We start from the raw sequence: 14342 nt of genomic DNA, 5'->3' as shown, positions 1-14342 counted from the left end.
ATTGTTACATACGTATTTCTTTCTTGCCAAAACGCGCAGAGTATGATATGATAGAGAAAAGGAGAATTAGATGAAAAAAGCCATCACACTCAACGACATCGCCTGCGCGCTGCATCTTTCGCGCAACACCGTTTCCAAAGCGCTCAACGGCAAATACGTGCCCGCAAAGACGCGCAGGCTCGTACTGGATACCGCCGTGCGTATGGGTTATAAAAGTTTCGATGTCATTGCCCCCGAAAAGAGTGCTGCCGAGGAGGGGAAAATCCTGATTCTTTCCTCCGTTCCGCTGATTTCGGCAAACTACTATATCTATCTCATCCGCGGCATCATGTCCGAGGCGGAGGGGCACTCGCTCGAAGTGCTGCAATATATATTCCGCCCCAATTCCGATCTGGAAACGCTGAAAGAATACATTCGGCAGTTCGACGTAAACGGCATCATCTGCATCGAATTCTTCACGCGCAGGAGTGCGGACAAGATCTTGTCGCTGGGCATCCCCACCGTTTTTATGGATCATTTTTACGGCGATGAAGATTTGAACGGTGAATACGATATCGTACTACCCGACAATGTGAATGCCGTCAGATCAGCCTGCAAAAAACTTATCGCGGCGGGCGCGGACGACTTTTCCTTTATCGGAAATCCGCGCAACTGCAAAAGTTTTTACGAACGTTTTCTGGGAATGCGCGAGGCACTCTACGAAGAGGGCCTCCCCTATTCTCCCGAATTGTCTTTAACGCGCGACAATTCTTTTCCCTACGGCAGCGCGGAGGCGCTCGCGGAGGCGTTCTCCCGTTTTGTGCGCTTGCCCGATTGTTTTGTCTGCGCCAACGATTTTATCGCGCTTTCCGTCATCGACGCCTTAAAACAGATGAAAAAACTGCACCTCGACAAAATCAACGTGTTGGGATTCGACAACATTCCCGAAAGCCGTTTGAGTTCGCCCAAACTTTCCACCATCAATATAGACAAACAAGTCTTGGGAAGGCAGGCGGTATGCACTTTGATGGACCGCATCTCCAACCCCGCGCTGCAAAGCCGCACGATAGGAATTTTCTGCAATTACATCCAAAGAGAAACGACCATGCCCCTGTTGCGGTCGCCCCTCGTATAGTTTGCGCATAAAAAAAGACCGACATCATCCGACGCCGGTCTTTTTTCGTTATTCCGAGAAAATTCGTTTTAATTTTTCCTGATCCACTTTGCAGCGCCGCTGAAAATCGAACAGCCCGTTGATCTCGTGCTGCACGTCCGTCAGTTGCGTTATGCAGTAGCCGCAAAAGCCCTTTTCCGCGCGGACGGCGGATACGAGGGAGGATAGGCGCGCGAGAAAACTCTGCTCGTCCTTGACGGGTTCGCCGTAGCCCCAGCCCTTCGCGCGGTCCTTTTCGAAACTGATGCCCGCAAATTCCGAGAGCATCACAGGCTGGCCCGCATACGAAAATCCCTTTGCGAAGGCGAATTTGTGCGGAACGCCCGCCGTCTTGTTGTTTTGCAGGGCGTCCTCCAACGAATCATATACCGCTTTGAGTTGTTCGCCGTTTTCGGCGTAATTGTGCAGGGTCACGACGTCGCTTTCGGTATGCTCCCATCCGTCGTTGGAAATCACGAGTTTTTCGGGCAGCAACGCTTTGCTCAGGCGATAAACGCCGCGCGAAAAATCCTGCTGCCGAAGATCGGAAAACACCTGCGGAATGCCCCAACTTTCGTTAAAGGGAACGAGCGCCATGATCGACGGATGATTTTCGTACTGTCGCAGGATCTCCAGCCACTGGGCGGTAAATTCTACGGCAGCCCCGTCAGAATACTCGAACGCGGAGGGCATTTCCAGCCATACGTACAGCCCGAGTACGTCGCAGTAATAATAAAAGCGTTCGTCCTCGATCTTCTGATGCTTGCGGACGCCGTTGAGGCCCAGCGCGCGCACCGCCTGCACGTCGTTTACGATCTGCTCTTCGTCGGGCGTGTACCAGCCGCGCGGGAAATAGCCCTGATCGAGCACCATTTTCAAATACACGGGATAGTCGTTGACCGTCACGTTGTTTTGTTCCGTTTTATAACCGACCAGCCCGAAATAGGATGCGGCTCGGTCGATCTCCTTCCCGTTTTCATACAGGAAATATTCCACGTCGTACAATTCGGGCGCGTGCGGAAACCAGAAATGTTTTTTGAACGGATCTGTTTCCGAAGTCAGATCGAAAGTTTGAGCGACATGCGGGCGGCACACGGCGCATTCGTCCTCCGCGACGGTCGTTCCGTTAAACGAAATCCTCGTTTTCAGCCGGAGATCGTCCCGAAAACCCGCGATATCGTACTCGAATCTCGCGGAATAGTCGGAAATATCCGCCGTGATCTTGGCGCGCTCGAGATAACTCTTCCCTACGTATTCCAGCCATACGCTCTTCCAGATGCCCGTCGTTTCGGTGTACCAGCAACCGAAAGGCCGCGCCTCCCACTTTTGCTTTCCGCGCGGCTGCGCACACGATTCCGTATCCTCGCTGCGCACGACGATCTCCGCATCTTCTCCCGACAGATACTCAGATATGTCGAAGGTAAAGCGCGCGTACGCTCCCTTATGGCTGCCGACAAATGCGCCGTTTATCCAGACTTCGGCAAGATAGTCCGCGCCCTCGAAATGTAAAAGCGCGCGCTTACCTGCGGGGACGCTGACCTTCGTTCTTTTCCGATACCAGACGACGTCGCATTTTCTCTCTTCGCCTATGCCGCTCGCCTCGCTCTGGTAAGCGTAGGGAACGCGTATTTTTCTCGGTTTTGCGGGGAAATCCCGATAGAAACGATCCGCTTTTCCGCAATTTTTTTCATCGAAACAAAAGTCCCATTCCCCGTCAAGCGATATAAAGGCGCGACGCGTGAATTGCGGCCTCGGATGCCCCTCGATATAACTTAAAGTGTGTTTCATTTTTACCTCACACAACCATCCGGACAGCGCCTCGCGCCGGATTTTTTATTTTTTCGCCTCTTTTAAGGCGTTGTATAAAATATTGATATCGATCGGTTTGGATACGAAATCATTCATGCCCGCCGCGAGCGCCGCGTCTGTATCTTCCTGAAAGGTGTTGGCGGTCATGGCGATGATGGGGATACGGGCGTACGGCGTGTGCATCTCGCGGATCTTTCGCGTCGCGTCCAGACCGTTCATTTCGGGCATCTGGATATCCATGAGGACCGCGTCGTACTGTCCGCCGTTGCGGGCAATTTCTTCGACGGCCTGCAAGCCGTCCGCCACTCGAGTTACTTTGGCGCCCACCATTCCGAGAATGTCCTGCGCGATCTCGGCGTTGAGATCGTTGTCCTCCGCAATCAGCACGCGCATGCCCTCCAAAAAATCGCCCTCTTCAGACACCTGCGGCATTGCGACCTCTTCCGCGGAATCCAGCGGAATGGTGAAATAAAATTCACTGCCCTGCCCCACGACGCTTTTTACTTGCAGCGTGCCGCCCATCAGTTCGACGATAGAGCGGCTGATGGAAAGCCCCAAGCCCGTTCCCTGACTCTTTGCATAACTGTTGCCCGCCTGTTCGAAAGGCAGAAAAATGCGTTCGCAGTCCTCCTGCGCGATCCCCACGCCCGTATCCTCGACGGAAAAGGAAACGAAACCTTTTTCTTCCGATTTTACGCGCACGTTCACTCTTCCGCCCGCGGGCGTAAATTTTACCGCGTTGGAAACAAGATTGGTCAGTACCTGCCGCAGCCGGATACAGTCGCCCGAAAGCACGTCGTCCTTTACTTCGTTCTCTACGGTCAGCGAGATGCCGCGGCGCTGCGCCTCCGCCGTCATCATGCTGTTCATTTCGTCAAGCATCTGCGACAGAGAAAAAGGTTCGTTGCCGATGGCGAGCATATCGTTTCCGATGCGGCTCATATCGAGTATATCGTTCAGAAGCGATATGAGATAATGCGCGGAGGAACGGATCTTGAACAGATTATCGCGAACGGGTTCGGGAACGCCCTCCTGCATGGCGGTCAGATCCGTCAGACCGATGACTGCGTTCATGGGAGTTCTGATCTCATGGCTCATGCGCGAGAGAAACTCGCTTTTCGCACGGTTATCTGCGTCTGATTTTTCCAGCGCGAGTTCCATGTTCGCGGAACGCACGCGGAAAACCGCCACGATAATAATGATCGCCACGGTCAACAGCAGCAACGCGCACATAATGGTGAGAAAGGCGAAAGGATTGGAATAGATAAAGTCCGTCAGAGTATAAGTGCCGATGCCGACAGATTCGATATTTCGGTTGACGATGGAGGCGATCTCCTCTTCGCTCATCATACCGACGGCTTTGTTCAAAATAGTGAAAAGTTGCGTCTTGGCAGGCTTCTTCACCGCGAAATTGAGCGTTTCGGTACTGTCCGCCAACGCCACCGGCACAAGATTGGTAAAGTGCTCCTCTTGTATCTGCCTCTCAATCTGCGCGGAAATGCCGCACGCAAGTTCGACTTCGCCTCGGTTGACGGCGCGGAGCGCTGACGGCATATCGGGATAATATTTTACTTCCGCGTCGATCTCATCGGGTTTCTGCCGTCCCTCGACAATGGCTACGGTAAGCCCCTTGGAAGGGTAACTGACCTTTTTGTTCCGCACCAGCGTGCGGTAGACGGAAGCGTACGATCTGGTCACCGCGAATCCGGCAGCGTCCGCCGCGCTTTGATCGTCGAGGAAAAATCCTAAAATATCCGCCTGCCCGTTCTGTACGATACGTATGGTTTCGGAATAATTTTTTCCCTGTACGTATTCGAATTGAAGACCTGTGTTAAGCGTTATCTTTTCGAGTACTTCGGGAAGAATGCCGCTGTGCCCCGCATTTTGATTTACACAGAACAGCGGATGCGCTTCTCTCGGCACGGCGACCTTCACAACGGGGTTGTTTTTAATATATTCCAGTTCCTCGTCGTTGAGTTTGATATTTTCCGAAATGATATCCCCGAAATTGGCTTTGTACCGTTCTTCCGCGAAACTCGGATTGGAAGAATAGATCTTTCCCAACGCATCGTTGAGTTCTTTTAATAATTCCGCGGCATCGGGCTGCGTGACGATATAATAGGGCTGCGATTCGAACATTGCCACGCTGCGGAAGCCTTTTCCGATATCGTTGCTGTTTCCCAACAGCAGATCCACGCTGCCGTCTGCGAGAAATTTATATAAATTCCCGTCCTCGGAAAGGTCTGCGTATTGATATTCGACGATCTCGCAGGTTAAATCGTTCATCGCCAAATATTGTTTCAGGCGACGGATATTTTCCTTGGCGTTGGTATAAACGCCGATTTTTTTGCCGTTAAAGGTTTTCAGATCGAAACTTTGAACGCTCTCGTCTTCCCAACGCGCCAAAAGTACGGATTTGCTGTACCCCATATTGTATCGGGGGTATCCGTATATGCCTTCGAGCGATTTCATATAATAGGCGCCGCCCAACAAGTCATATTTTCCGTCCGTAAAATCTTTGAGCATATCGGAAACGTCGGTCACGTCCACGTAATCGTATTTCCAACCCGTATAATTGGAAATTTCATTGAGATAATCGACCATAAGGCCCGTATATTTTCCGTCGGCTGTCTTTTCGCTGATCCCTTCCACGATCGGGAAGGCGACTTTGAGAACGGACGCTGTCTCTTCCGCGTGCGAAGGCGCGAACGGCATCAACTGCACGGTGAAAACGAAAAATAAAAGCAGCAGCCCGAAAGTTCGCGCGATCTTTCTGATTACGTTTTTCACGGTTGCAGCCCCTTTTCGACTTCTCCGTCGATGGGCGAGAGCGCCGAAAACATATTGCACATGCTCTCGTCGTAAATACGGTAAGTGCCGCGCCCCGCACGCTTGGAGGCGTACAGCGCCTGATCCGCCCGATGAAAAAGCGTTTCGTAACGCACGTTTTTCCCGTCGATGACGGCGACGCCCATGCTCACCGAAACACGGAAGGCCTGTTTATTGGCTGCCAGTATTTCGAAGATTCCTTCTATGCGCCCCTCGATATCCTTTTCGAATTTTACGAACAATAAAAACTCGTCGCCGCCGATACGGGCCGCCACGTCGTCGGGCGTCACGTTTTGCGAGATCTTATCCGCGATAATTTTGAGGATCTCGTCCCCGAACAGGTGTCCGTATCCGTCGTTCACTTGTTTGAAATAATCGACGTCTACGATGATGAGCGCGAATTTTGACCCGGGATTTTTTTTGAGCCTTTCAAGGATCTGTGCCTTGGCGGCAACGCTGTTCAAAAGCCCCGTGAGCGTGTCGTGATGCGCCATTTTTTCGAGATTCGTCAATCTCCGCTGCTCGTCAGTAATGTCCACCAATTTGCCGATGGCTCCGATAAACTGCGGGATATCGTCCGCCGACCACATCGAACGGGCGATGATGCGGCACCAGCGGGCTTCCCCTTTCACGAATATTTTACAGACGCGCTGGATGACCGGCTCCCGCGGCGTTGTGCTTTTCAGCGCCGTTTCCATATGTTTCAGATCGTCGGCGCGGAATACGGAATTGATTTCTTTATCCTCGAACGGATTCATAATGAATTCCGATATTCCCAGTTGCTTCGCTCCGCCCTCGGAAACCGTGACCATCGCGGGCGAAACGGTATATTCGAACTGCACTTCGTTGGACATGGACGCGAAAAACCGATATTTCGTCCGCTCATGTTCCAAAAGGCGCAGCGTGCGCTCGGAAGCGGATAATTCCTCGTGCTTGATCATTTCGTCGGTGATATTGCGCACTTCGTTTCTATTGAAATCGACAAGCGAATTGACTTTTAATTCTCCCTGCAACACGTCGGAAATGTCGTTTAAACATTCCAAAAGCAAGGGGTTGAACGCTCCGCATTCGCCGCCCAAAATCATTTCGAGCGTCTTTTCGTGCCAAAAGGCGTCCTTATAAACGCGCTTGCTCGACAGCGCGTCGTAAACGTCCGCAAGCGCGACCACCTGCGCGGCGATGGGGATCTCGTCCCCCGCCAATCCGTCGGGATATCCCTTGCCGTCAAATCGCTCGTGGTGCCATCGGCAGATCTGATACGCCGTCCTGACCAACGGTTCGTTTTGGCGGAAAGGCAGATTTTTCAGCATCGCCGCGCCCGCCGCCGGGTGCTTTTTGACGATTTCGAACTCTTCGGCAGTCAGACTGCCGGGTTTGTTGAGGATGGTTTCGGGAATGACGATCTTGCCGATATCATGCAGTGCCGACGCGATACCGATGAGCGAAATATCCGAATGCGAAAGTTTATAGCGGTCGGTCTTTCGGATCAGTTGGCCCAGCAGAAGTTCGGTGAGAATATGGATATGCAGAACGTGCAGCCCGCTCTCGCCGTTTCTAAATTCCACGATATTGCTGAGGATCTCGATCATCAGACTGCTCTGTTTTTCCTTTTCGTAGATCTGGTCGGCGACAAGCCCCACCAATTTCTTCTGCTTGGAATAGAGCATGATGGTATTGATGACGCGGCGATGCACGATACGGCCGTCAAATGGACGGTTGATGAAATCCGTGATCCCCAGATCGTACGCGCGTTCGACGTACGAAGGCGTATTTTCCGCCGTGATCATGATGACGGGTATGTCTTCGATCCAATGGTTTTTATTCATGATCGCCAGAACTTCGAACCCGTCCATTTCGGGCATAACGATATCCAATAAAACCAGCGAGATCTCGTCGCCGTATTTTTGCAGGGAGGACACCGCTTGCAATCCGTTTTCCGCCTCGATAATTTCGAATTCGTCTTCGAGCATATCCGACAAAATAGAACGGTTGATCTCCGAGTCGTCCGTAATCAGTATCTTCTTTTTGGAATTTTTCATCTTTTGCGCTCCGACCTACTGCAAGTTTTCGAGTTTTGCGACGATTTCCGAATATGCTTTGGAAAAACTTTCAAACGTTCCATTGAGATCGCTTTCGCGATCGGGAGTGTAATTGCGCAGTATGTCCGTCAAGTTCACGGATATTTCGCTCAAGGGTAATAATTCGAGATTAAGGCAGATGCCCTTCAAGGTATGCGCCGCGCGAAAAGCCGCTTGATAGTCTTTTTCCGCGATCCCCTTTTTCAAATCGGCAAACGTGCCGTCTTTGGCAAACTTGTTGAGGTATTTTTTTATCAGAACCACGCTGCCAAGACGGTTCAGAACGTCTTTCGCGTCCACCCCGATCTCCCTGTAAAATTCATTAATATCCATTGATTCCTTATCTTTTTTAAATATTATCATAACACCCCCATGTTACCATCTTCGGAGGCATTTGTCAACAAATATCTAAAATAAGGCGCCGCAAAAGATGTGGGGTTTTTCGCTTCAATTATCCAATAAATTTTCGGGAGTGAAAAGATGAGAATCGAAAAAATCCTGCAGAGTGATCTCCAATCCTCTGCAAATATTGATGATGTTCAAAAATCCCGTATTTTTCGTCTGTCCGTTTAAAATGCTCGATAAAGTCGAATGCGGAATCGCGCTGCGGCGCGCCAATTGATACATCGTCATTCCCTTACGGGCCATGAGTTCATTGATACGAGTTATAAGTGCAAGATACGGTTCCATAATATATTTACTCCTTTGTCAGTCATAAATATATTACTATACCCAAATTTTGTAATATAACCAAATTTTGGCAATCTTTTTGTCTTCTTGATAGCCCGAGATGTCCTTCGGTTTGACTATATAAATTTATATGTTATAGTATCCGTATGGCAACGCGCGTTAAAATTAAAATCACGGACGATCGTGATCTGAGAAATTTATTAGATGCGGAACATGAAAAATCTTCGCAAATCAAATCGTGCCGATACGCCCGACGATATGGACGCGGTTAAAAAAGAGAGAGCATCGCAACTACAAACATTCAAAAAACAAACGCACGGTGATCCATGGCAATAAAAAAAGTCCGTTACTTTGTAACGGACTTTTCTGCGCGTTCGCTTTACGAACGAATTGGTGGGGATGGTAGGGCTCGAACCTATGACCTCATGTATGTGAAACATGCGCTCTAACCAACTGAGCTACACCCCCGCGCTCTTGCAGTAAATATGATACTACTTTTGCGCGGATTTGTCAACGATTTTTTCTTCGAGAATGCGCACTTTTTCACCGAGCGCCTGCACGGACGCGATCAAAAAAGGAATAAACGCCGAATAGCGCACCGTCAGCAGGTTCTCTTCCGTCCCCTTCCGCTCGGGCGCGTCGTACAGGTCGTCGTTGACGATATCGGCGAAATTGTCCGTACTGAAAAGTCTGAAAAGTTCTTTCTGCACTTGCTGCGCGAGCACGCCCACGCGCTTTCTTTTCCCCTTTTTCTCGCCGCGCCCGTGCGCCTCTCTATCGTATTTTTTCCCCTCTTCGGCATAATAGGAACGTCGGTTGTTAACGTAGCGCACCGCCTGCACGCGCCCGATAAATTCGAGCGCCTTTTCCTTGTCCAGTTCTTCGATATCTGCTTTGTCGCGCTCGTCGGAAGTGACGCTCAGATCTACCTGACAGTTCAGAGCGGCGATCTTATCGTTCCCCAGACAAATCGTATTTGCTGTATCGGCTGTCGCGCCCTGACCGAGCGCGATGGAATTCGCCGCCGTGGCGTGCGCCACTTTCCCCACCGCGACGGCGGCGTCGCCTTCGGCAAGCGCCCCCTTGCCAACGGCGATCGAATTGATCTGTTTTGCCATGGCCGCCGAACCGATCGCAAGCGCCTCCGTGATCGTCGCCGCCGATTTTCTGCCGATACTGATGCCGTTGATCCCCGAACAGATCGCCTGCACGCCCACCGAAATGCTGTTCATCGCGGGCGCCTCCGCGCTCTTGCCGACGGCGATCTTATCCGTATCCCTGACGATGACGCTCGCGTAGGAATAAGCGTCGCCCGATTTCTGCTTGACGCACGTTTCGTTTTCCAGCCCCACGATATCCGCGCTCGTCTCGCCCGCTTCGGGAAGTTCCGACAAGCGCTCGACGATCGCCGTCGCCGTCTGAATATCCAATGAAACTTCCTCGGAGCCGTCGAACGAGCCTGCCGCCCGACCGTTGACGCTGAGCGAAAGCGCGTGCGCCACTTTGTCCGCCGCCGCGGATCTAGCGGGTACGATCTCCCCGTCGACGACGCATTTTATTGTTTCCGCCGTGGCATAATTCGTAACTGACATATAAGTGATACCTCCCCGTGTTTACGAGTCGATTATACCACCGCGCGGCGGGATTTTCGATTATAACTGACAAAAAAACGCCCGTTGAGATACGGGCGTTTTTTTCAGCGTTCGGCTTTGCTGATCGCCTCGACGGCGACCGAGCCGCCGCGGACGACTTCCATGCGGCTGAGATAATATTTTTTGAACAGGCGTAGGATCTCGTCGTTTTCCGACTCGGTCTTGGCGCACTCGAAAATGACGGTGGACTTGTCGTAATCGGCGGCAGTCAGCCCGAACACCGCGGCGATGCGGAACACTTCCTCCATTTCGTCCTTTTTCAGGCTGCGGAGTTTGACGAACAAAATTTCTTTTTTATGAATGGCGGTTTCGGTAAAATCCAAAACTTTGATAACTTCCACCGAGCGGTTAAGTTGCTTTTTCACCTGCTCGAAAGTCTTGTCGTCGCTGATCAGGCTGATGGTCATGCGCGAGACTGTTTCGTCCTCGGTCTCCCCGACGGTGAGGCTGGTCAGATTGTACGATTTGCCCGAAAACAAGCCCGATATCTTGGCGAGCACGCCCACGTCGTTTTCCACATATAATGAGATCCATCTCTTTTTCATAGCGCTGTCCATGCTCAACCCTCCTCGTCCATGTCGTAAATCATTTCCGAAAGCGCGTTCCCGCCCGGAACCATGGGTAATATATTCGTTTCTTTTTCGATGATAAACTCGATCACCGTCGGCGAATGTTTGTTCGCTTTGGCGGTTTCGAGCGCGGCGCGCACATCCTCCGCCTTTTCCACGCGGATCCCGACGGCGCCGTAACTTTCCGCAAGTTTCACGAAATCGGGAATATACGGAGGGCAGTCGTCGCAGGGCGAGGAGCAGTCTGCGGGACAGGTGCGGCGCCTTCGCAGGCACGTGCACGAATATCTGCCCCCGAAAAACATTTTCTGCCACTGGCGCACGTTTCCGAGATAGGAATTGTTCAGGATGCACACGGTGAAGGGAACGCCCAGACAGCCCGCGGTCGCAAGTTCCTGAATGTTCATCTGCACGCCGCCGTCGCCCGTGATGCACACCACGTCCTGATCGGGGCAGCCCAGTTTCGCGCCGAGCGCCGCGGGCAGCCCGTAGCCCATGGTACCCAGCCCGCCAGAAGTGAGAAGGCGGCTCTTGCCCGTCATTTTCAAAAACTGCGTCGCCCACATCTGGTTCTGCCCCACGTCGGTCACGGCGATAAAATCGCTGTACGCATCGTTGATCTCCTGTAAAATGCGCTGGGGCGTCAGTTCGCTCTTGGCGCGCATGACGATGGGCTTTTCGTCGCGGAGTTTTTGCAGACGCTTCGTCCACTCTTCGATATTTTTTGGAATCTTGACGATTTCCAGAAATTTGGAAAGCGCTTCCCGCGCATCCGCCACGATGGGCACGTCCACGACGATATTGCGCGAAATGGACGCCGCGTCGATGTCGATATGCACGATCTGGGCGTTCTTGGCAAATTCGCTGATCTTTCCCGTAATGCGGTCGTTGAAACGCGTGCCCACCGAAAAGAGCAGATCGCATTCGGAAACGGCGGTATTGGACGCCACGTTGCCGTGCATGCCGATATTGCCGATATACAGCGGGTGATCTGTGGAGATCGCGCCCTTGCCCATGATGGTCGTGATGACGGGAACGCCCGTGCGCTCGGCAAGTTCGGTCAGTTCCGCGCCCGCGCGGGACACGACGACGCCGCCGCCGATGAGAAACAGCGGCCTTTTCGCCTGTGCGAGCATCTCCGCCGCGCGTTTGAGTTGGCCGATATGCACGCCCGTCGAGGGCTTGTAGCCGCGGATGTTGACTTCCGCGGGATATTCGTCGGAGCCGAGCGCGAGTTGGATATCCTTGGGGATATCCACGAGCACGGGCCCGGGTTTGCCCGTTTTTGCGATATAGAACGCCTCTTTGATGATGCGGCCCAGATCTTCTCTCTTTCTGACCGTCACGGCGTATTTGCAGATACTGCGGCAGATGCCCACGATGTCCACTTCCTGAAAGGCGTCGTTGCCGATGAGGTTGGTGGGGACCTGCCCCGTAAAGCAGACGAGAGGCACGCTGTCGTAATTGGCGGTGGCGATGCCCGTGACGAGGTTGGTCGCTCCCGGACCGCTCGTGACGAGGCAGACGCCCGTCTTGCCCGTGGCGCGGGCATAGCCGTCCGCCGCGTGCACGAGCCCCTGCTCGTGTCGGGGCAGAACGACCTCGAACGAACGCTCTCCGTAAATGGCGTCGAACAGGTCGATCGCCATGCCGCCGGGATAAGCGAACAGCGTATCCACTTTTTCCTCGCGCAGCGCTTTGACAAACAACTGTGTGCCTTTTATGTTCATATTGACATACCTCCGTATTTCTGCTATAAAAAAGCCCCGAACATATCTACATATGTTCAGGGCGACTTGCATCGTGTTACCACCTGAATTCGGGGCGACCGCCCCGCACTCTGCCGATACGGAAACTTTCGTTTCGATACCGCTTTCCCGATAACGGCGGAAAACACCGTTGAAATCTACTCGGATCGCTCCTTTGGGTCCAAAGCTCTTGGGCTACCTTCACACCGCCGCAGGCAAGACTCGCACCGACCGTCTTTTCTCTGTTCCCCGCGAAACGAAGTTACTCCTCCCCGTCTCAGCCTTTACATTTTTTAACATAGTACCATAAATTTTCATCGCTGTCAACACTTTTTTTGCAAATTTTACGGCGCGTCCGTGCAATTTGTCGAAAAAGGATTGACAAAGCGGGCGCTTTCGTGTAGTATATATCGGGTTTTGAAATCTACGGGAGGAAAATCATGAAATACGACGTACTCGTCATCGGAGCCGGCCCCGCCGGCATTTTTACCGCTTTGGAGTTGAAGCGCAAAGGTTTTGCGGGCAAGATCGCCATCGCGGAAAAGGGCGCCGCCATCGAAAATCGCGCCTGCCCCAAAGTAAAGACGCAAAAATGCGTGGACTGCAAGCCCTACTGCCATATCACCACGGGATTTTCGGGCGCGGGCGCGTTTTCCGACGGAAAACTCTCTTTGAGTTGCGAAGTGGGCGGCGATTTTCCCGACCTCGTGGGCGCGGCGAAGGCGCAGGCGCTCATCGATTATACCGATCGGATCTATCTGGAATTCGGCGCCGATACGCACGTGGAAGGCGTGGAGAAAAAGGACGAGGTCGCCCAAATTCGCAAGCGCGCCATCGCGGCGGGGCTGAAACTCGTCGACTGCCCCATCCGCCACCTCGGTACGGAAAAGGCGCAGAAAATTTATTTTGCCATCGAAAAAAAACTGGAAGATTACGGCGTGGACGTGCTGTTCGGGTGCGAATGCGTGAACGTGGTCATCGAAAACGGCGTGTGCACGGGCGCGGTCTTGAAGGATAAGACGGGCGAACGCGCAGTTTCGGCGGAAAAAGTGATCGTGGCGACGGGACGGCGCGGCGCGGATTGGCTGGAAAAACTGTGCGCCGAGCACAACATCGCCCACCAGCCTGGCACGGTGGATATCGGCGTGCGCGTGGAAGTGCGCAATGAGGTGATGGAAAACGTCAACAACGTATTATACGAAAGCAAACTCATCGGCTATCCCCACCCATTCAAGAATAAAGTGCGCACCTTTTGCCAGAATCCGGGCGGGTTCGTCAGCCAGGAAAATTACGACAATCATCTGGCGGTGGTCAACGGGCATTCCTATAAAGAAAAGAAATCCGCGAACACCAACCTCGCGATCCTGTGCTCGCACAATTTCTGCGAACCCTTCAACCAGCCCATCGCCTACGCGCAGAAAGTGGGCGAACTCACGAACATGCTGGGCGACGGAAAGATCATGGTGCAGCGCTACGGCGACATTCTGGACGGAAAGCGTACCTGGCAGGACGAACTGATGCGCGGCAACGTGATCCCCACCCTGCCCGACGCGGTTGCGGGCGACATCACCTCGGCGATGCCCTACCGCGCGATGATCAATATCATCAACTTTATCGCCGCCGTCGATAAGGTCGTGCCGGGGTTCGCCTCGGGCGAAACGCTGCTGTATTCCCCCGAACTGAAATTTTACAGCAATAAAGTGAAAATGGACGACGATCTGAACACCAACGTAAAGAACCTCCACTGTCTGGGCGATTCGAGCGGTTGGACGCGCGGACTGATGATGGCTTCGGTCATGGGCGTACACATGGCGCATAAAATACTGAATTAAACA

At 52.7% G+C, this 14342-nt stretch carries 10 protein-coding genes, 1 tRNA gene and 1 other annotated feature; of the genes, 2 read left to right on the top strand and 9 right to left on the bottom strand.

Annotated features, from left to right (window positions below; all coding sequences use genetic code 11):
• Positions 1-70 precede the first annotated feature (70 nt).
• Positions 71-1114: a LacI family DNA-binding transcriptional regulator gene (locus ESZ91_RS07015; RefSeq protein ID WP_129225536.1), complete on the top strand. Its 1044-nt coding sequence runs from the start codon at positions 71-73 to the stop codon at positions 1112-1114.
• 48 nt (positions 1115-1162) lie between these two features.
• On the opposite strand, the gene ESZ91_RS07010 is transcribed toward ESZ91_RS07015, so the two are convergent.
• The 9 genes from ESZ91_RS07010 to ilvB all read right to left on the bottom strand — a co-directional run bounded on the left by ESZ91_RS07010 (position 1163) and on the right by ilvB (position 12489).
• The gene (locus ESZ91_RS07010; RefSeq protein ID WP_129225534.1) at positions 1163-2920 is read right to left on the bottom strand and encodes a glycoside hydrolase family 2 protein; all 1758 of its coding nucleotides are present in this window, start codon (positions 2918-2920) and stop codon (positions 1163-1165) included.
• Positions 2921-2965: 45 nt separating this feature from the next.
• The gene (locus tag ESZ91_RS07005) at positions 2966-5731 is read right to left on the bottom strand and encodes an ATP-binding protein (RefSeq protein WP_129225532.1); all 2766 of its coding nucleotides are present in this window, start codon (positions 5729-5731) and stop codon (positions 2966-2968) included.
• Complete coding sequence (locus tag ESZ91_RS07000) at positions 5728-7809, bottom strand: bifunctional diguanylate cyclase/phosphohydrolase (RefSeq protein ID WP_129225530.1); 2082 nt, start codon at positions 7807-7809, stop codon at positions 5728-5730. The genes ESZ91_RS07005 and ESZ91_RS07000 overlap by 4 nt, the downstream gene beginning before the upstream one ends.
• Before the next feature lie 15 nt (positions 7810-7824).
• Complete coding sequence (locus tag ESZ91_RS06995; protein ID WP_161971093.1) at positions 7825-8181, bottom strand: Hpt domain-containing protein; 357 nt, start codon at positions 8179-8181, stop codon at positions 7825-7827.
• 114 nt (positions 8182-8295) lie between these two features.
• Positions 8296-8538: a helix-turn-helix domain-containing protein gene (locus ESZ91_RS06990; protein WP_129225526.1), complete on the bottom strand. Its 243-nt coding sequence runs from the start codon at positions 8536-8538 to the stop codon at positions 8296-8298.
• A 391-nt stretch (positions 8539-8929) separates the two neighbouring features.
• Positions 8930-9006, bottom strand: a tRNA-Val gene (locus tag ESZ91_RS06985).
• Positions 9007-9029: 23 nt separating this feature from the next.
• Positions 9030-10130, bottom strand: coding sequence for a tail fiber domain-containing protein (locus ESZ91_RS06980; protein ID WP_129225524.1), 1101 nt, complete (start codon positions 10128-10130; stop codon positions 9030-9032).
• 104 nt (positions 10131-10234) lie between these two features.
• Positions 10235-10735, bottom strand: coding sequence for an acetolactate synthase small subunit (gene ilvN / locus ESZ91_RS06975; RefSeq protein ID WP_129226274.1), 501 nt, complete (start codon positions 10733-10735; stop codon positions 10235-10237).
• 14 nt (positions 10736-10749) lie between these two features.
• Positions 10750-12489: a biosynthetic-type acetolactate synthase large subunit gene (gene ilvB, locus ESZ91_RS06970; protein WP_129225521.1), complete on the bottom strand. Its 1740-nt coding sequence runs from the start codon at positions 12487-12489 to the stop codon at positions 10750-10752.
• A 54-nt stretch (positions 12490-12543) separates the two neighbouring features.
• Positions 12544-12795, bottom strand: a binding site (T-box leader).
• Between the two features lie 152 nt (positions 12796-12947).
• Here ilvB and ESZ91_RS06965 point away from each other — a divergent pair.
• Positions 12948-14339, top strand: coding sequence for an NAD(P)/FAD-dependent oxidoreductase (locus tag ESZ91_RS06965; protein ID WP_129225519.1), 1392 nt, complete (start codon positions 12948-12950; stop codon positions 14337-14339).
• The last annotated feature ends 3 nt before the right edge of the window (positions 14340-14342 follow it).

The organism is Candidatus Borkfalkia ceftriaxoniphila, assembly GCF_004134775.1.
GTDB classification, from domain to species: domain Bacteria; phylum Bacillota; class Clostridia; order Christensenellales; family Borkfalkiaceae; genus Borkfalkia; species Borkfalkia ceftriaxoniphila.
This window is presented reverse-complemented; position numbering and strand designations above follow the sequence as displayed.

What these genes read in the sequence shown, in the direction of transcription:
- ESZ91_RS07015 (WP_129225536.1), top strand. Translation starts at nt 71, where the DNA reads ATGAAAAAAGCCATCACACTCAACGACATCGCCTGCGCGCTGCATCTT.
- ESZ91_RS07010 (WP_129225534.1), bottom strand. Translation starts at nt 2,920, where the DNA reads ATGAAACACACTTTAAGTTATATCGAGGGGCATCCGAGGCCGCAATTC.
- ESZ91_RS07000 (WP_129225530.1), bottom strand. Translation starts at nt 7,809, where the DNA reads ATGAAAAATTCCAAAAAGAAGATACTGATTACGGACGACTCGGAGATC.
- ESZ91_RS06995 (WP_161971093.1), bottom strand. Translation starts at nt 8,181, where the DNA reads ATGGATATTAATGAATTTTACAGGGAGATCGGGGTGGACGCGAAAGAC.
- ESZ91_RS06990 (WP_129225526.1), bottom strand. Translation starts at nt 8,538, where the DNA reads ATGGAACCGTATCTTGCACTTATAACTCGTATCAATGAACTCATGGCC.
- ESZ91_RS06980 (WP_129225524.1), bottom strand. Translation starts at nt 10,130, where the DNA reads ATGTCAGTTACGAATTATGCCACGGCGGAAACAATAAAATGCGTCGTC.
- ilvN (WP_129226274.1), bottom strand. Translation starts at nt 10,735, where the DNA reads ATGAAAAAGAGATGGATCTCATTATATGTGGAAAACGACGTGGGCGTG.
- ilvB (WP_129225521.1), bottom strand. Translation starts at nt 12,489, where the DNA reads ATGAACATAAAAGGCACACAGTTGTTTGTCAAAGCGCTGCGCGAGGAA.
- ESZ91_RS06965 (WP_129225519.1), top strand. Translation starts at nt 12,948, where the DNA reads ATGAAATACGACGTACTCGTCATCGGAGCCGGCCCCGCCGGCATTTTT.